The following is a 15,808-nucleotide window of genomic DNA, read 5'->3' as shown; positions in this document are numbered from 1 at the left end:
AGCTATGTCGGATGGCCGCCGGCTGGCCCGTCCTAGGGCGGAACCCTGCCAAGGAGCCTCCGATGCCCAAGATGATCTTCGTCAATCTGCCGGTGACCAACCTCAGGCGCGCCACTGCCTTCTACGAGGCGATCGGCGCGGTCAAGAATCCGCAATTCTGCGATGAGACAGCGAGCTGCATGGTCTTTTCCGAGACCATTTTCGCCATGCTGCTGACCCACGACAAATTCCGTCAGTTCACGCCGAAGCCGATCGCGGATGCCAGGACCTCGAACCAGGTCCTGTTCTGCCTATCCGCGGAGAGCCGCAGCGAGGTCGACGATATCGTCGGCAAGGCTGAGGCTGCGGGCGGGGTGGCCGATCCCGGTCCGAAGGACGAATACAGCTTCATGTACGGCCGCAGTTTCGAGGATCCGGATGGCCATATGTGGGGCGTGAACTGGATGGATCTCGCCGCGGCTCCCTTGCAGCCCGACATGGCGACTGCCTGATCCAAGCCCGCCAAGATCGAACAGGAGCATTCAAATGTCGAAGGTCACGCCCTGCCTGTGGTTCAACGGCGACGCTGAAGAAGCCGCCAATTTCTACGTCTCCCTGCTGCCCGATTCCAAGATCGTGCACGTCCAGCGCAACGTCTCCGATGGCCCCTCCGGCAAGCAGGGTTCGGTGCTCGTCGTCGAGTTCACGCTCGGCGGACAGCGCTTGGTCGCGCTGAATGGCGGAATGAAAATGGAGTACACCCACGCGCTGTCGCTGATGATCGATTGCGATGACCAGGCCCAGGTCGACAGCGTCTGGAGCGCGTTCCTGGCGCATGGGGGCAAGGAAGAGCGGTGCGGCTGGGTCAGGGATCGCTGGGGCGTGGCCTGGCAGGTGGTGCCGAAAGTGATGTTCGAATTCCTGTCGAGCCCCGACAAGGCGGCGGCCGCCCGCGCCATGCAGGCCATGATGAAGATGGTGAAGCTCGATGTCGATGTTCTCCGTCGAGCGTTCGAGGGCAAGTCGGCGGCGTGAGGGCCGGACGGATGCCGTAGGGTGGGCAAAGGCGCATTCGCGCCGTGCCCACCAGCGTTCTCAAGGCGAGAGAAAAGCGGTGGGCGCACTTCGCTTCGCCCACCCTAGAGGCTGTGCCTCAATAACTAATCCGCAGCCCCACGCCGCCGTGGATGGTATTGCCGACCGGTTGCGGGCCCAGCGTGCCGTTGGCGAACAGATCCACGATCCAGCCCTTTTGCACGCGGAAGCCGAGGCGGCCGCCATATTCGAACCAGCCCTGGTTGCCCATGGTCGGAACCACCACGCCGTTGCCGGTCACGGTCGCCACGATGCCGCTGTGGCTCGCAAAGGACTGGACCCAGCCGCCGTTGATGTTGGCCTCAATGTTGCTGCCGTAGAGATGCGTCCACTGGCCGCCGATCTTGACCAGGCTGGTGCGGTCGGTGCCGGTCGCAATCGCGGCGTCGAACGGATTGAAAGCCACTGCGCCGTCGGTGTAGCCCGATACCCGCTGCCAGAGCTGCCAGACCTCGATGGAGGCCGCGACCTCGTCGCGCGGCGACAGGCGCCTCATCCAGCCAGCACGGCCATAGACAGCGTAGTTCGAGGCGTTGGTTGAGCTGGTCACGCTCACAGGCCCGAGGCTGGTGTCGTAGCTGCGTGTGTATCGCGCCTTCTCCCAGGGCGTCAGGATCGTGCCGACGTCGAAGAACGGGCGCGACGAGCCCCAGTCGGTGAAGTCATAACGTAGCGCGAAGGCACCGATCGGTGCGCTCGTGACCTTGTAGCCGCCCTCGTTGTAGTGCGTGTAGGCTATGCCGGCGAGCAGCGACAGATTGTTGGTCAGCTCCTTGCGGCCGTGGATGCCGGCGGAGAACGAGCCGGCCGAGCCGAACGCGCTGATGCAGTCGCTGCAATTGACCTGCTCGTTGACGCCGAGCAGCACCGTGCCGAGCACACGGTTGGTGATCATCTGGTTGAAGCGCTGATTGGCGAGGCCACGAATCGAATTGCCGCTGGAATCCGCGCCGGTCGGTGTCGGGCTCGGAGCCGGATACGGGCTCGGAGCGGGCGCAGGATCGGGGCTCGGCGAGGGCGACGGATAGGGGCTCGGCGAGGGGGAGGGCGATGGTGATGGAGAATATGTGGGCGTTGGGGACGGTGAATAGGTCGGGTAAGGCGTCGGCTCACCGCATTCGGATCCGCACGCCGCCTGGGCTACAGCCGGTCGAATATCGAGCGCGACAAACGCAAGCGCAGCCAAGGTGGCCAGCGCGCCGGCGCGGACGAAGCGCTTGAAGCGGAGTTTCGCCATTGTCACCGCCCGCACAGCACGCCGTCGTCTTGGACGGCAGGTGTGATGGTCGGCCAGGCGGCGGCATATTGGTCGACCGCGCAAAGCCCGGCATTCGCGGCGCAGTTGGCGGCAAACGTCCAGGGCGGGGTGTTGGACTTGGTGATGCCGGCCTTGCCGCCGGTGGAGGTGACGATGGCGGTGTCGCCGGGCTGGGTGAGCTGCACGCACTGGGAGCTCTTCGTGCAGACGCTGGCCGCGCCGTCCTGAAGCACGACGACGGATCGGCCACGCTGCGAGAGGATGTCGAGCGTGGTGCCGCGTACGCCGATGGTTGCGAGCGGGGTCGTGATCTTGTAGGCGGTCTTGTCGGAGTGTCCGGTGACGAAGCGGAATGCGCCGGTGGTCATGCGGATCGCGACGTCGCGATAGCTGTGCTCGTCGTTGAAGACGGTGCGGTCGAGCTTCAGCGTCGCGCTCGGGCCCAGTGACAGATTGGTGCTGTCGGCCATGACGAAGCGCGCCGCGCTGCCGGCGCCGGTGCGCACGGTCTCGTCGCGCAGCATGCTGTCGCCGACATTGATCGGCGTGGTGCTCGCGGCCACGCGCGCCACTTCGTTCTGGATCACGACGGCCTCGCCGACGCGCGTCTGCGCCCGAGCGCCAGGACCAGCGCACAATGCGGCTGACAACAGAGAGAGGAAAAGCCAGAAGCGCAAATTCATTTCGCAACCGATCGATGTGTCCCTGATCGTACCGGATCGCGCGCGCTTAAGATGTGGCGGAATTATCACAAGCGGCGTGGACCTGCGTTATGCTTAGTGACAGTTGCGGCAGAATGCGTTCAATGAAACTGCGATCTCTTTTTTGTCCGCGGTGACGCCAATTTGCCACGCACAACATCTCCACAGCCGACGCTCGAATTGTCCGCGGTTCCAAAGGTGTCGCGGAGCGCAGTGATTGCTGTCGCGATTTTCCTGGTTGCTCATCTGGCGCTGCTGATCGGTCTTTCGACGCCGGAGAAGTTCGTCTTCGACGAAGTGCATTATGTGCCGGCGGCGCGGCAGATGCTGACGCCTGCGATGTCGCAGCCGATGCTCAATCCGATGCACCCGCCGCTGGCGAAGGAGCTGATCGCAGCATCGATCGCAGCCTTCGGCGACAACGCGTTTGGCTGGCGCTATCCGGCGACCTTGTTCGGCGCGCTCGCGGTGGTCGCGATCTATCTGTGCGGCCTTGCGCTGTTCTCCGCGCAGGGGCCGGCGATCGCAGCCGCGCTGATCACTGGCAGCAACCAGATGCTCTACGTGCAGGCGCGCATCGCCATGCTCGACATCTTTGCGCTCGGCTTCGGCCTGCTCGCGACCGCCGCCTTCATGCATGGTTTTCGAAGAGAGCGGCCGCATGCGCTGTTCGCACTCGCGGGCGGCCTGTTCGGCTGTGCTGCGGCCTGCAAATGGAGCGGCCTGTTTCCACTGGCCGTCTGCGTTATGATCGTTGCGGTGATTCGCCTGATGCAGGGCTGGCACACGCAGTTCGCCGACGCCAAGCCGAGCGACTGGTATCGGCCCGATCTCTGGCGCGGCTTTCGGGTACAGCATGCCGCGCTCTGCTTCGCCCTTCTGCCCGCGTTGACGTATCTTGCCGCTTTCGTTCCGCTGTACGGATTGTCGTTGCCGGATTTGGTCGAGGCGCAGCGGCGAATCTTCGCCGACAACACCACAACGGCGATCGCCGGCCACACCTATATGAGCGCATGGCCATCCTGGCCGTTGCTCGCCCGCCCGGTCTGGTTCCTGTTCGACAAGACGGCGGAGGACAACGTCGCCGCGATCGTCTTCCTCGGCAATCCGCTGGTGTTGTGGCCGGCGCTGCTCGCGCTCGCGGTCGTGCTGCGCGATTTCATCGTGGCGCGGCGCTGGGATGCGTTCCTGATCGCGGCGTTCTATTTCGGCCCTTGGCTCGCCTGGGCGCTGCTGCCACGCACGCTGGGCTTCATTTACTACTATCTGCCGGCCGCGACCGCGGCGTCGCTTGCGCTGGTCTATGTTCTGCGCCGGGACGGACTGCCGCGCTGGCTGCTGTGGGCCTATGTCGGCATCGCCGCCGCCGGCTTTGCAGTCCTGCTGCCGATCTCCGCGGCCTTTGTCGGCAGCTCAATGCGAACCTTCGGCCGGTTGATGCTGTTCCAGAGCTGGATATGACATCGCCGCCTGCCGGGTTACAGCAGGCGGCGCGTTTCGTCACGCGTAACTAGGAGATCATTTCGACGCGGTCTTGGTGTCCATGTTCACGACCTGGACGCGGCGGTTGACTGGGTCGGCGCCGTTGGCGGCATCCTTCAGCTTGGTCTCGCCGTAACCGACAGTGACGAGATCAGCGCCGTTCAGGCCGTAGTTCTGCACCAGGTACTTCTTGATGGTGTCGGCGCGCCGCTCGGAGAGCCCTTGATTGTACTCCTCGCCACCGGTCGCGTCGGTGTGGCCTGCGACCACGAAGGTCGAACCCTTGAGCGCCGGATCGGACAGCGCTTTGCCGAGCGCCTGCACCGAGGCCACCGAGGTCTTGGCGATCTCGGCCGAGTTGTAGTCGAACTGGATCTCCAGATCGATCTTCGGTTTGGCGGCCGCGAGCTCGGCGATCTGCTCGCGCTCGCCGGTCGAGAGCGACCGGGTCGAGCGGTTGCGCACGGTGTTGAGGAACGTCGATTCCTTGGCCTGCGCGGTGGTATCGGCCGGTGGCCCAACGGACAGGCCGCGGGTCACCGGCTTCGGCTTCAATGCATCCAGGATCTGGCCCGCGGAGACGTTGTTGTCGCCGGCCAGCGCAAGGTTCGCCGTCATCGACAGGGCCGCCGAGAGAGTAATCGCCTTCAGTCCAAAAAATTTATCGAAACGGGTCATTGTCGTATCCTCGCTGTTACGCCTGATGGCGATTTGATGCTGCGAGCATAGGGAAGGTTCAAAGGCCCTGATGTGATCCTTGTCACATTCGAAATCACGAGCCGGAGGTCACAGTGTTCGTTCCGGCTTGCTCCGAACGAGCTCTCTGGCCGCCCCGGACATCCGCGTTTCGCCGATCGTCGCAAAGGCGTCGCCCCAAGGCCCGCCCACGAACAAGAATTCGTCCATATGCGCGCCTAGCAGGCTTTGTCATCCAACAATTCGTCCGCGAGGGAGGCGAGTTCCGTCCAGTGCCGAGGCCAAGTGACTACCAGCGTGACTACCAGTTCTATCGCAGCGGCCCGCCGGATCGGACAGTGTCCCTGAGCTCAATGCCAATCTATATCGGCGCGGCGATGATCGCGGTGGCGATCCTGCTGTCGACATTGATCACGGGGCTGACCTCCCGCTATGTCGGCCTGGAAGCGCCGACCGACGATAACATGTGGCTGGTCGATCGTCTCACTGGCAGCGTCTATCGCTGCCAGTCGGAGGGGCGCGGCAAGGCGTCCTGCGAGCCGGATACTGCTACAGGCAGCCTCGGGGAGCGCCCAAAAGCCGCACGCTAAGGGGGGCTATCGCTGCGGCGCAGCAACGAAAATGTCTTCTCCCTGAAAACTTGTCGCTGAAGAATGGCTCTTGCGTTGGCCGGCACGACGCCGGTTTTGTTCTACGGAGGAGACACTCGATGAAGATGTTGCTTTCGGCTGTTGTGCTCGCGGTGTTCGCGGCCTCGCCGGCTTCTGCGGCAAAGATGCAACCCTGTACAGGCGAGGCTATCGGCAAATCGATGACCGCAATGGGAACCGTCGATTCGCCCGCCAAACAGGCGATGGCCAAGGAAATGGCTGCGGCCAACACCGAGATGAGCAAAGGCAATATGCGCGGCGCCTGCATGCATTACATGAAGGCGCAGAAGATGGGCGCGAAATAGTTTGAGCAGTTCGCTGACAGATCGCGCTGTCAGCAGATGGCAGCGCGGTTTTCTTTGCCTGTCTTGTTTGCCTCAGCGCGAATCCCGCTACATTGCATCCTGCAATGTCCCGCGCTCCCAAGCCTCTCCCTCTCTCGACGACACAGGCCCGGCAGATCTGGCTGCATGCCCAGCGGCTGGACGAGCGTACCCCGTTCGGCGAAGGCGCGCAGGCCGTCGCGCACGCGGTCGCTCATCTCGGCTATGTGCAGATCGACACCATCAACGTGATCGAGCGCTGCCACCACCACATCCTGTTCAGCCGCATCCCGTCCTACCGCCGCGCTGATCTTCGCCATGCCCAGAGCGTCGACCGAAGTGTGTTCGAATACTGGACGCATGCGCTGTCCTACGTGCCGGCGAGCGACTTCCGCTTCTTCCTGCCGGCGATGCGCGAGCACCGGCGCGAAGGGCACAAATGGTTCGACTCGGTGAAGCCGGCCGACACGCGCAAGGTAATGCGGCTGCTGCGCGCCGGTCCGCTCACGATCCGCGACATCGAGGACGACGTGCTCGTCGAGAAGGAACATTTGTGGCAGAGCCGCAAGCCGTCGAAGCGGGCCTTGCAACTTGCCTTCTATACCGGGGCTGTGACCATCAGCGAGCGCCAGGGCATGCTCAAGACCTATGAGCTGACGACGCGCCATTTTGGCTGGGACAAGCTGCCGAAGCCGGCCTCGCCCAAGGAGATCACGGCCTATCTGCTCGACCGCGCGCTGCGCTCACAGGGTGTGGTCAGTCTGGATTCGGTCTGCCATCTCGATGCGCCGCGCAAGAAGGCGGTGGCGGGGCTGATCGCCTCGCGCGTGCGCCGCGGCGAGCTCGTGCCTGTCGCGATCGACGGCGCGGGCAAGCAGGAGCATTGGGCGGTGCCTGCGGTGCTCGAGTCCACCGGCGCGGCGGCGTCGCCCGATCTCGTCCATATCCTGTCGCCGTTCGATCCGCTGATCATCCAGCGCAAGCGCACCAATCTCATCTTCGGCTACAACCATCTGTTCGAAGCCTATGTGCCGAAGGCCAAGCGCAAGCTCGGCTATTTCGCGCTGCCCGTGCTGGTCGGCCACGAGATCGTCGCCGCGCTTGATCTCAAGACGGACCGGCAGGCCAAGAAGCTCTTGATGCAGAAATGGACCTGGGTTGGCGAGGGCAAGAAGACTGCAGGCCGCAAGGAGCTCAAGCGCAAGATCGAGGACGAGCTCGACCGGTTCGAGCGATTTCAGCTTGCGGAGTGAGCCTCACCTCATCTGGACAATGACTTTCCCCTTGGCCCTGCCCTTCGCAAGATAGCCAAGGGCGTCCTTTGCCCGCGCGAACGGAAATACCTTGTCGATCACCGGCCGAATGTGACCCGCCGTGAGAATGTCCGAGATCTGCGAGAGCTGCCCCCCGTCCGGATGCACAAACAGGAATGAATATTCGACGCCGCGTTTTTCCAGCGCCGCGAATGATCTTGCGGCTCAGCAGGCCGAACACCATGAAGAAGTTCATGCCGCGAGCACGGGCGAATGCAGGGCCGGGAGCGGCGGCGCGCGCGCCGTCAAAAAGCTCGTGGGAGACGAGCGGACCGTGACGGCTGAGCCGCATCAAGCCGGAGGTCCTTTCGAATCCCGGCATCGACCAGGCCGGCGGGCGCAAACCTGCGTAGAAGTCGCAGGCGGTTCGCGAGCTTGCCGGCTGTGTATCGAATTTTCGGATGCGTCGCGTTTGCCGCCTTCAATACGGTGTCGGCGACCACATCCGGCGATTCGGCGGTTGCCAATGACCTCGTTCACCCGCCTGCTCACGGCCGCGCGTGCTTCGCGATACTCGTCGAGCTTGACGTCCGGCTCGATGAAGTTCGCGTCGAACGGTGTCTTCGTGTAGGCGGGTTCGATGGTGGAGACCCTGATACCCCGCGTGCGCAGCTCGTGGTCAAGCGATTCCGAATAGCCTTCCACGGCGTGCTTGGTCGCCGCATAGAGCGCTCCATAGGGCATCGGCAGAAAGCCAAGGACGGAGCTGATGTTGATGATGCGGCCGCTGCCCTGACCGCGCATCTGCGGCAGGACGGCGCGCGTCACCCGGATCAGCCCAAAGAAGTTCGTCTCGAAAATCGAGCGGGCCTGCTCGATCGAGCTCTCCTCGGCGCCGGCGGGGGCAACGCCGAATCCGGCGTTGTTCACGAGTAGATCGATGCGACCCTCGCGCCCGATCACCTCGCTGACGGCCGCTGTGACGGATTCGTCGCTGGTCACGTCGAGGGCCAGCATCTCGAAAGGCCGCTTGCCTGCCTGAACTCCGCGTCGGCTGGTGCCGTAAACTCTATAACCGGCTGTTGCGAGCCGCTGCGCGGTGGCTTCGCCGATGCCCGACGAGGCGCCTGTCACGAGAGCAATCTTTACCTTGGCCATGACTTTCTCCTGGTGATCGTCGCTGCGCCCGTCAGATTTTGATGACGATCGTAATGTTTGAATTAGATGACGATCGTAATTATAATTGTCAAGACCTCTGATTCGGGACTTCCGACATGCGCGTTTCCAAGGAGAAGGCGGCCGACAACCGCGAGCGAATTCTAACGGCGGCCTCACGCCTGATCCGGGAGCGCGGGATCTCCGGCGTCAGCGTCGACGCGCTGACCGAAGCCGCCGGCATGACGCATGGCGGCCTTTACAGCCAATTTGGCTCCAAGGAGCGGCTAATCGAAGAGGCGGTCGCCGAAGCGATCGTCTCCAAAGGACGCGAACTCCGTGAAACCACCACGGTCGGCGATTATGTTTCCGAATATCTCTCGGTGGCGCACCGGGATGAACCGGGAAGCGGCTGCCCCTTTGCTGCCCTGTGCTCTGAAATGCACCGCCAGAGCCAAGGCGCGCGAGAGCGATTTACCGCCGGCGTGAGTGGCATGATCGGATGGCTCAGCGCCCGCATGGGAGCGGGGGCCGGCCAACGCAAGCGCGATGGGGACGCGATCGTGACTCTGGCCTCTCTGGTCGGAGCGGTTGTACTCGCCCGCGCCGTGAGCGATTCCAAATTGTCAGACGAGATTCTCCGCGCCACCAGGAAGAGGCTGGCTGGCTAGCCGTTGCCTAGGCTGCGCGTTTCCACAAGCCGATCCAGCCAGACGCCGAACACAATGCCGATCACGTAAGCCACCAAATTCCATAACGAGAAGATGCGCCCGAGCAGCAGCGCGCCCGCGGTGGTCAGGCGGAACGCGTCAAGCCAAGGGGTATGCACCAGGCGGGAGAATTCCACGACGACCGCGATCACGACCGCGATAGCTGCCATCTGCATCCGCGTCAGCCGCGGCAGCAAAAGACCGACCAGCAGAAACACCATCGTCGCCCACAACAGCGAGCCGCCGTACTTCACGGCGAAGGCGGGCAGGCCGAGCGGAAAGCCGTACCAGCGCAGAGACAGCCCGCAGACGATCACCGCAAACGCGAGGCCGGCGCGGATCAGCGATGTCCGCAGCAGCGCAACGCGTTTATCCGGCTGCGCTCCGTGCATTGCTCGCTCCATTGACTCTTTGCCCGCGATGCTCAAAACCGCCTCTTAGCTACAAAAGCAACAACACGGGGGAAGCCATGAGCCAGACCACGACCTATGCCGGTTCCGTCGGCGCAGCCAAGTCGGAAATCGAGACCTCGACTATCCGCACTATCTCATGGCGCCTGATTCCGTTCCTGGTGCTGGCCTACTTCTTCTCCTATCTCGATCGCGTCAATCTCGGTTTCGCCGCGCTGACCATGAATGCGGAGCTGAAGTTCACACCGCTGATCTTCTCCTGGGGCGCCGGCATCTTCTTCATCGGCTACTTCATCTTCGAGGTGCCGAGCAACCTCGCGCTGGAAAAATTCGGTGCCAGCCGCTGGATCGCCCGCATCATGGTGACCTGGGGCATCATCTCTGCGCTGATGGCGGCGGTCAGCGGCGTCACGAGCTTCTACGTCCTGCGCTTCCTGCTCGGCGTCGCCGAGGCCGGCTTCTTCCCGGGCATCATCCTCTATCTCACCTATTGGTATCCGGCCGAATATCGCGCCCGCTTTCTCGCGGCCTTCGCCATCGCCGTTCCGGTCTCGACCGTGATCGGCGCGCCGGTCTCGGGCCTCCTGCTCGGGCTCGACGGCCTGATGGGGCTGAAGGGCTGGCAATGGCTTTTCATCATCGAAGGCATTCCTTCCGTGCTGCTCGGCATCGTCACCTGGTTCTATCTCACCGACAGGCCGGAGAAGGCGAATTGGCTCTCGGCCGAGCAGAAGGCCTGGCTCAAGGCCAAGCTCGATTCTGAGATCGCAATCAAGCAGGCGGTGAAGCATCCATCGCTCGGCCAAGCGTTGTCGTCGCCGAAGGTGATCGCGCTCAGCCTGATCTATTTCGGCTTCGTCGGCGCGCTCTATGGCATGCAGTTCTGGCTGCCGCAGATCGTCAAGGCGTTCGGCCTCACCAACGCGCAGACCGGCTTCGTCACCGCGATTCCCTATCTGTTCGGCACCATCGCGATGGTGCTGTGGGCGCGGCATTCGGATGCGACACGCGAGCGCGTGATGCATGTCGGCGCGCCGCTGCTGCTCACCGCGGTTGCGCTCGGCATCTCCTCTTATCTCACCGATCCAGCCCTCACGATGGTTGTGCTGACGGTGGCGGCCATTGGGGTGTTCTGCTGCTTCGGCGTGTTCTGGACCTTGCCGACCGCCTGGCTGTCCGGCACCGCGGCGGCCGGCGCGATCGCCCTGATCAACTCGGTCGGCAACCTCGCCGGCTTCGGCGGGCCCTATCTGATCGGTTGGGTCAAGGAAGCAACTGGCCAAACCTCAAGCGGCCTGCTCGTGCTCGCCGTCTTGCCGCTGATCGCCGGCCTCCTGGTCTTCGTCGGCGGCCATGACAGCAAGCACGAGTTCGCCGAATAGGAACGGCGAGGGAGCACCTGCAGTGGGCCAAGGCGTGCTCTTCGCACGCGGTGCCCATCTCCCCGCTTGTGACTGTCGAGGTGGCACGCGTCCGCCTTCGCTCTTCGAGCTGGGGCGGACATCTCGCGTTGTCCGCCCTACCATCGCACCTTCCTGACAACGGGGACAATCCTTACCAGCCCTTAACGATCACGGATTCCTGATGACTGACGATTATTGACTTTTGTCAGTGATTAATCGACATTCCTCTCATTCGAGATGCAGGAGTGTCCTTCGATGTTCGTCCGGTCGGTTTTGTCCAGCTATTCCAGGCTGTTGGCGGGTGTGTCGCTGGCCCTGATGGCCGCCGCACTGGCTGGGTGCAATGACACCATCGCCGAAAAGGCCGAGCCGCCGCGGCCGGTTCTGGTCGCAACGGCCCATTATGACGCCGAGACGCCCGAGCGGAGCTTCGTCGGGACCATTCGGCCGCGGATCGAGAGCGATCTCGGTTTTCGCGTCGCCGGCAAGGTCGCAAAGCGCCTGGTCGAGGTCGGCCAGACCGTCGAAATCGGACAGCCGCTGGCGACTCTCGACGAGATCGATCTGAAGCTCCAGGCCGAGCAGGCCGTTGCCGAGTTGACTGCCGCGACCGGCGTGCTGGCCCAGGCCGCCGCTGCCGAGCAGCGCGCCAAGGACCTAAAGGCCAAGGGCTGGACCACCGATGCCCAGCTCGACCAGAGTCGTGCCGCCGCTGACGAGGCCCGTGCGCGCCTGAATCGGGCCGAGCGCTCGGTCGAGCTGACCAAGAATTCCCTTTCCTACGCGACGCTCAACGCCGACGCCCGTGGCGTCGTCACCGCAACGCTGATTGAGCCCGGCCAGGTGGTCGCCGCGGGCCAGGCCTCGATCCGTGTCGCCCGCTTTGCCGAAAAGGAAGCGGTCGTCGCCATCCCTGAGACGCTGGTCGGACGCGCCAAGTCGGGCGCCGCCAGCGTCACTCTTTGGTCCGAGCCGAACAAGAAGTACACGGCCAAGCTGCGCGAGATCGCGCCGGCGGCCGATCCGGCAACCCGCACCTATCTGGCAAAATTCTCGCTGCCCGAAGCCGACGACAAGGTCGCGCTCGGCATGACCGCGACGCTCACGCTGTCGGACGCCGCCACCGAGCGCGTCGCCCGGCTGCCGCTGTCGGCGTTGTTCAACGAAGGCGGCAAGCCGTCCTTCTACGTCGTCGACGACAACGGCGCGATTACGCTGAGGCCGGTGACGGTGAAGTCCTACGAGAGCAACGACGTCGTCATCACCGGTGGTGTCGAAGAGGGCGCCAAGATCGTCGCCCTCGGCGTGCAGAAGCTCGATCCGAGCCAGAGGGTGCGGATCGTCTCGTCGCTGTCCTTCTAACGAACGTTTACGAGTTCCTCATTGCGAGGTGAGTTTCGGCCCGAGCGCAAATGCAAGGGCTGAAGCGGCGAAGCGATCCAGAACCTGCCCAGCCCCCTGGATTGCTTCGCTGCCTCGCGATGAGGCCTTCAATAGAGCGGCTGTCGTTTTTGCAACTGGATCGTCTTTCGGAGAGTGCGATGAAGCGCTTCAACCTTTCGGCCTGGGCCGTCAGCCATCCGACGCTGGTGCTCTTCCTGATGATCGTGCTCGGCGTCGCCGGCTTCTTCTCCTATGAGAAGCTCGGCCGTGCCGAGGATCCGTTCTTCACGGTGAAGGTGGTCAACGTCTCCGTGATGTGGCCGGGAGCGACCGCGCAGGAGATGCAGACCCAGGTCGCCGATCCCATCGAGAAGAAGATCCAGGAGCTGCCCTATTTCGAGAAGGTGCAGACCTATTCCAAGCCCGCCTTCACCGCGCTCCAGGTGACGTTCCGCGACAGCACCCCGCCGAAGGACGTGCCCTATCTCTTCTACCTCCTTCGCAAGAAGCTGGTCGACGTGCAGGGTCAGCTGCCGTCCGGCATCCTCGGGCCCGTCGTCAACGACGAATTCTCCGACGTCGATTCCATCCTCTACATGATGACCGGCGACGGCGCCGACTATGCTCAGCTCAAGAAGGTCTCGGAAGGATTCCGTCAGCGCCTCCTGAAGGTGCCCGGCGTGACCAAGGTCGACGTCTACGGCAATCAGGACGAACGCATCTTCGTCGAGTTCAGCCACGCCAAGCTCGCCACCCTCGGCATCACGCCGCAAGCGCTGTTCGATTCGCTCGCCAAGCAGAACAACGTGACGCCGGCCGGCACAGTCGAGACCTCGTCGCAGCGCGTGCCGCTGCGCGTCACCGGCGCGCTCGACGGCGCCAAGGCCGTGGCCGAGACGCCGGTCGAGAGCAACGGCCGCGTCTTCCGTCTCGGCGATATCGCCACCGTCACCCATGGCTATGTCGATCCGCCGAGCTTCGTGGTCCGCCAGGAAGGCAAGCCCGCGATCGGCATCGGCGTCGTCACCGCCAAGGGCGCCAACATCCTCGATCTCGGCAAGGAGGTCGAGAAGGCGACGAGCGAATTCATGAAGGCCGTGCCGCAGGGCATCGACGTCAGGCTGATTGCCGACCAGCCCAAGGTGGTCGAGCACGCCGTCGGCGAGTTCGTGCACTCCTTCATGGAGGCGCTCGTCATCGTGCTGTTCGTCTCATTTTTGGCACTGGGCTGGCGCACCGGCATCGTGGTCGCGCTGTCTGTGCCGCTGGTGCTCGGCATCGTCTTCATTGTCATGAACACGATGTCGCTCGACCTGCACCGCATCACGCTCGGTGCGCTGATCATCGCGCTCGGTCTGCTCGTCGACGACGCCATCATCGCAGTCGAAATGATGGTGGTGAAGATGGAGCAGGGCTGGGATCGCATGCGCGCGGCGTCCTTTGCCTGGGAATCAACTGCGTTTCCGATGCTCACGGGAACGCTGGTCACGGCCGCTGGCTTCCTCCCCATCGGCTTTGCCAATTCCGCGGTCGGCGAATATGCCGGCAGCATCTTCTGGATCGTGGCGATCGCGCTGGTCGCCTCCTGGTTCGTGGCGGTGATCTTCACGCCCTATATCGGCGCCATGCTGCTGCCGGAGACGAAGGTCCACCACAATCACGATCCGCACGCAGTCTACGAGACCCGCATGTACCGCGGCCTGCGCGCCATCGTGCAATGGTGCGTCAATCATCGCATCACCGTGGTGGTCGCGACCGTCGGAATTTTCGTCGCCTCGATCGTCGGGTTCGGCCATGTCCAGCAGCAGTTCTTCCCGCTGTCGGAGCGCCCCGAGCTGTTCCTCCAGCTCCGCCTGCCGGAGGGCACCGCCTTCAACGTCACCGAGAAGGCGGTGAAGAAGGCCGAGACCCTGCTGAAGGACGACAAGGATATCGAGACCTATACCGCCTATGTCGGCCAGGGTTCGCCGCGCTTCTGGCTCGGCCTCAATCCGCAGCTGCCGAACGAGGCCTTCGCCGAGGTTGTCATCGTCGCCAAGGGCGTCGAGGCGCGCGAGCGCATCAAAGCCAAGATCGAAAACGCCGCTGCCGAGGGCTTCCTGTCCGAGGCGCGCGTGCGCGTCGACCGCTTCAATTTCGGTCCGCCGGTCGGTTTCCCGGTCCAGTTCCGTGTGATCGGCCCCGACGCCAACAAGGTGCGCGAGATCGCCTACCAGGTCCGCGACGTCATGCGGCAGAACAAGAGCGTCAAGGACGTCCAGCTCGACTGGAACGAGCAGTCGCCTTACCTCAAGCTCGTCGTCGACCAGGACCGTGCCCGCGCCATGGGCCTGACCCCGCAGGACGTCTCGCAGGCGCTGGCGATGCTGATCTCGGGCGCGCAGGTCACGACCGTGCGCGACGGCATCGAGAAGGTCGGCGTGGTCGCCCGCGCGGCGCCGTCCGAACGCCTCGATCTCGGCGGTGTCGGCGACCTGACGATTACCTCGCGCAACGGCGTTGCCGTGCCGCTGCAGCAGATCGCCAAGATCGAATATGCCCACGAGGAGCCGATCTTGTGGCGGCGCAACCGCGACATGGCGATCACCGTGCGCTCCGACGTGGTCGACGGCGTGCAGGCGCCCGACGTCACCAACCAGATCACGCCGAAGCTGAAGGCGATCAAGGACCACCTCGAGCCGGCCTACCGGATCGAGCCGGGCGGCGCCTTCGAGGAATCCGCCAAGGGCAACGCCTCGATCTTCATTCTCTTCCCGCTGATGGTGATGGTGATGCTGACGCTCTTGATGTTCCAGCTTCAGAGCTTCTCGCGCCTGATCCTGGTGTTCCTGACGGCGCCACTCGGCATCGTCGGCGCCTCTCTCGGGCTCAATGTCGCCAATGCCCCGTTCGGCTTCGTGGCGCTGCTCGGCCTGATCGCGCTTGCCGGCATGATCATGCGCAACACCGTCATCCTCGTCGACCAGATCGAGACCGACGTCTCGCACGGCCTGACCCGGCGCGAGGCGATTGTCGAGGCCACCGTCCGCCGCGCCCGACCGGTGGTGCTGACGGCGCTCGCCGCGATTCTCGCCATGATCCCGCTGTCGCGCTCGGCCTTCTGGGGCCCGATGGCGATCACCATCATGGGCGGCTTGTTCGTCGCGACCTTCCTCACGCTCTTGTACCTGCCGGGCCTCTATGCGCTTTGGTTCAGAAAGAGCCTAGATGAGGCTGGTACTCCCGAGCAGCCTGCCGCGCCGCAGCATGGGAGCGATGAGCCACGCGCAATTCCGCTTGCTGAAGCGGCTGAATAAGTGAGATGAAGTGC

The 15,808-nt window shown here is 63.7% G+C and carries 15 protein-coding genes and 1 pseudogene; 10 read left to right on the top strand and 6 right to left on the bottom strand.

The genetic code is table 11. From position 1 onward, the window contains the following. The first annotated feature begins 62 nt into the window (after positions 1-62). Both IVA91_RS01175 and IVA91_RS01170 read left to right on the top strand, forming a co-directional pair. Positions 63-491: a VOC family protein gene (locus IVA91_RS01175; protein ID WP_247279547.1), complete on the top strand. Its 429-nt coding sequence runs from the start codon at positions 63-65 to the stop codon at positions 489-491. Positions 492-525: 34 nt separating this feature from the next. After that, positions 526-1,014 carry a VOC family protein gene (locus IVA91_RS01170; protein ID WP_247279548.1) on the top strand — a complete coding sequence of 163 codons (489 nt, stop codon included), beginning with the start codon at positions 526-528 and terminating at the stop codon, positions 1,012-1,014. A 118-nt stretch (positions 1,015-1,132) separates the two neighbouring features. Here IVA91_RS01170 and IVA91_RS01165 read toward each other — a convergent pair whose 3' ends face one another. Both IVA91_RS01165 and IVA91_RS01160 read right to left on the bottom strand, forming a co-directional pair. Beyond that, positions 1,133-2,311, bottom strand: coding sequence for a hypothetical protein (locus tag IVA91_RS01165; protein ID WP_247279549.1), 1,179 nt, complete (start codon positions 2,309-2,311; stop codon positions 1,133-1,135). A gap of 2 nt (positions 2,312-2,313) precedes the next feature. Beyond that, positions 2,314-3,015, bottom strand: coding sequence for a FecR family protein (locus IVA91_RS01160; protein ID WP_249797227.1), 702 nt, complete (start codon positions 3,013-3,015; stop codon positions 2,314-2,316). Positions 3,016-3,213: 198 nt separating this feature from the next. Between IVA91_RS01160 and IVA91_RS01155 the strand changes: the two genes are divergently transcribed. After that, positions 3,214-4,494: a phospholipid carrier-dependent glycosyltransferase gene (locus tag IVA91_RS01155; RefSeq protein WP_247450094.1), complete on the top strand. Its 1,281-nt coding sequence runs from the start codon at positions 3,214-3,216 to the stop codon at positions 4,492-4,494. Between the two features lie 57 nt (positions 4,495-4,551). On the opposite strand, the gene IVA91_RS01150 is transcribed toward IVA91_RS01155, so the two are convergent. Continuing rightward, positions 4,552-5,193 (bottom strand): OmpA family protein, encoded by a 642-nt coding sequence (locus tag IVA91_RS01150; RefSeq protein ID WP_247279552.1) that lies wholly within the window; start codon positions 5,191-5,193, stop codon positions 4,552-4,554. A 371-nt stretch (positions 5,194-5,564) separates the two neighbouring features. On the opposite strand from IVA91_RS01150, the gene IVA91_RS01145 reads away from it, so the two are divergent. The 3 genes from IVA91_RS01145 (at position 5,565) to IVA91_RS01135 (ending at position 7,437) form a co-directional block, all read left to right on the top strand. Continuing rightward, positions 5,565-5,801: a hypothetical protein gene (locus IVA91_RS01145; protein ID WP_247279553.1), complete on the top strand. Its 237-nt coding sequence runs from the start codon at positions 5,565-5,567 to the stop codon at positions 5,799-5,801. Positions 5,802-5,920: 119 nt separating this feature from the next. Further along, on the top strand, positions 5,921-6,166 hold the full coding sequence (locus IVA91_RS01140; RefSeq protein ID WP_247279554.1) for a hypothetical protein: 246 nt from the start codon (positions 5,921-5,923) through the stop codon (positions 6,164-6,166). Positions 6,167-6,270: 104 nt separating this feature from the next. Then, positions 6,271-7,437: a crosslink repair DNA glycosylase YcaQ family protein gene (locus IVA91_RS01135; RefSeq protein ID WP_247279555.1), complete on the top strand. Its 1,167-nt coding sequence runs from the start codon at positions 6,271-6,273 to the stop codon at positions 7,435-7,437. A 3-nt stretch (positions 7,438-7,440) separates the two neighbouring features. Here IVA91_RS01135 and IVA91_RS01130 read toward each other — a convergent pair whose 3' ends face one another. Next, entirely contained in the window at positions 7,441-7,605 is a 165-nt protein-coding gene (locus IVA91_RS01130; RefSeq protein ID WP_247279556.1) for a zinc-binding dehydrogenase, read from the bottom strand. A 137-nt stretch (positions 7,606-7,742) separates the two neighbouring features. Continuing rightward, positions 7,743-8,595 (bottom strand): annotated as a pseudogene (locus IVA91_RS01125) (oxidoreductase). 116 nt (positions 8,596-8,711) lie between these two features. Between IVA91_RS01125 and IVA91_RS01120 the strand changes: the two are divergent. Then, complete coding sequence (locus tag IVA91_RS01120) at positions 8,712-9,263, top strand: TetR/AcrR family transcriptional regulator (RefSeq protein WP_247279558.1); 552 nt, start codon at positions 8,712-8,714, stop codon at positions 9,261-9,263. On the opposite strand, the gene IVA91_RS01115 is transcribed toward IVA91_RS01120, so the two are convergent. Continuing rightward, the gene (locus IVA91_RS01115) at positions 9,260-9,694 is read right to left on the bottom strand and encodes a DUF2809 domain-containing protein (RefSeq protein ID WP_247279675.1); all 435 of its coding nucleotides are present in this window, start codon (positions 9,692-9,694) and stop codon (positions 9,260-9,262) included. The genes IVA91_RS01120 and IVA91_RS01115 overlap by 4 nt on opposite strands. Positions 9,695-9,771: 77 nt before the next feature. Here IVA91_RS01115 and IVA91_RS01110 point away from each other — a divergent pair, with 77 nt between their 5' ends. The 3 genes from IVA91_RS01110 (at position 9,772) to IVA91_RS01100 (ending at position 15,794) form a co-directional block, all read left to right on the top strand. Next, on the top strand, positions 9,772-11,094 hold the full coding sequence (locus tag IVA91_RS01110; RefSeq protein ID WP_247279559.1) for an MFS transporter: 1,323 nt from the start codon (positions 9,772-9,774) through the stop codon (positions 11,092-11,094). A 276-nt stretch (positions 11,095-11,370) separates the two neighbouring features. Next, a complete protein-coding gene (locus IVA91_RS01105; RefSeq protein ID WP_247279560.1) occupies positions 11,371-12,477 on the top strand; it encodes an efflux RND transporter periplasmic adaptor subunit in 1,107 nt (368 codons plus the stop codon). A gap of 179 nt (positions 12,478-12,656) precedes the next feature. Then, the gene (locus IVA91_RS01100; protein ID WP_247279561.1) at positions 12,657-15,794 is read left to right on the top strand and encodes an efflux RND transporter permease subunit; all 3,138 of its coding nucleotides are present in this window, start codon (positions 12,657-12,659) and stop codon (positions 15,792-15,794) included. The last annotated feature ends 14 nt before the right edge of the window (positions 15,795-15,808 follow it).

Origin of the sequence: Bradyrhizobium sp. 153, from assembly GCF_023073835.1 — a bacterium.
Classification (GTDB): domain Bacteria; phylum Pseudomonadota; class Alphaproteobacteria; order Rhizobiales; family Xanthobacteraceae; genus Bradyrhizobium.
The sequence above is the reverse complement of the archived record's forward strand: the minus strand, read 5'-3'. Positions and strand labels throughout refer to the sequence as shown.

Bases quoted from the DNA above. Each gene is read 5' to 3' on its own strand.
- IVA91_RS01105 (WP_247279560.1), top strand. From the start codon at position 11,371: ATGTTCGTCCGGTCGGTTTTGTCCAGCTATTCCAGGCTGTTGGCGGGT.
- IVA91_RS01100 (WP_247279561.1), top strand. From the start codon at position 12,657: ATGAAGCGCTTCAACCTTTCGGCCTGGGCCGTCAGCCATCCGACGCTG.
- IVA91_RS01170 (WP_247279548.1), top strand. From the start codon at position 526: ATGTCGAAGGTCACGCCCTGCCTGTGGTTCAACGGCGACGCTGAAGAA.
- IVA91_RS01140 (WP_247279554.1), top strand. From the start codon at position 5,921: ATGAAGATGTTGCTTTCGGCTGTTGTGCTCGCGGTGTTCGCGGCCTCG.
- IVA91_RS01150 (WP_247279552.1), bottom strand. From the start codon at position 5,193: ATGACCCGTTTCGATAAATTTTTTGGACTGAAGGCGATTACTCTCTCG.
- IVA91_RS01165 (WP_247279549.1), bottom strand. From the start codon at position 2,311: ATGGCGAAACTCCGCTTCAAGCGCTTCGTCCGCGCCGGCGCGCTGGCC.
- IVA91_RS01175 (WP_247279547.1), top strand. From the start codon at position 63: ATGCCCAAGATGATCTTCGTCAATCTGCCGGTGACCAACCTCAGGCGC.
- IVA91_RS01120 (WP_247279558.1), top strand. From the start codon at position 8,712: ATGCGCGTTTCCAAGGAGAAGGCGGCCGACAACCGCGAGCGAATTCTA.
- IVA91_RS01145 (WP_247279553.1), top strand. From the start codon at position 5,565: ATGCCAATCTATATCGGCGCGGCGATGATCGCGGTGGCGATCCTGCTG.
- IVA91_RS01160 (WP_249797227.1), bottom strand. From the start codon at position 3,015: ATGAATTTGCGCTTCTGGCTTTTCCTCTCTCTGTTGTCAGCCGCATTG.
- IVA91_RS01135 (WP_247279555.1), top strand. From the start codon at position 6,271: ATGTCCCGCGCTCCCAAGCCTCTCCCTCTCTCGACGACACAGGCCCGG.
- IVA91_RS01115 (WP_247279675.1), bottom strand. From the start codon at position 9,694: ATGCACGGAGCGCAGCCGGATAAACGCGTTGCGCTGCTGCGGACATCG.
- IVA91_RS01110 (WP_247279559.1), top strand. From the start codon at position 9,772: ATGAGCCAGACCACGACCTATGCCGGTTCCGTCGGCGCAGCCAAGTCG.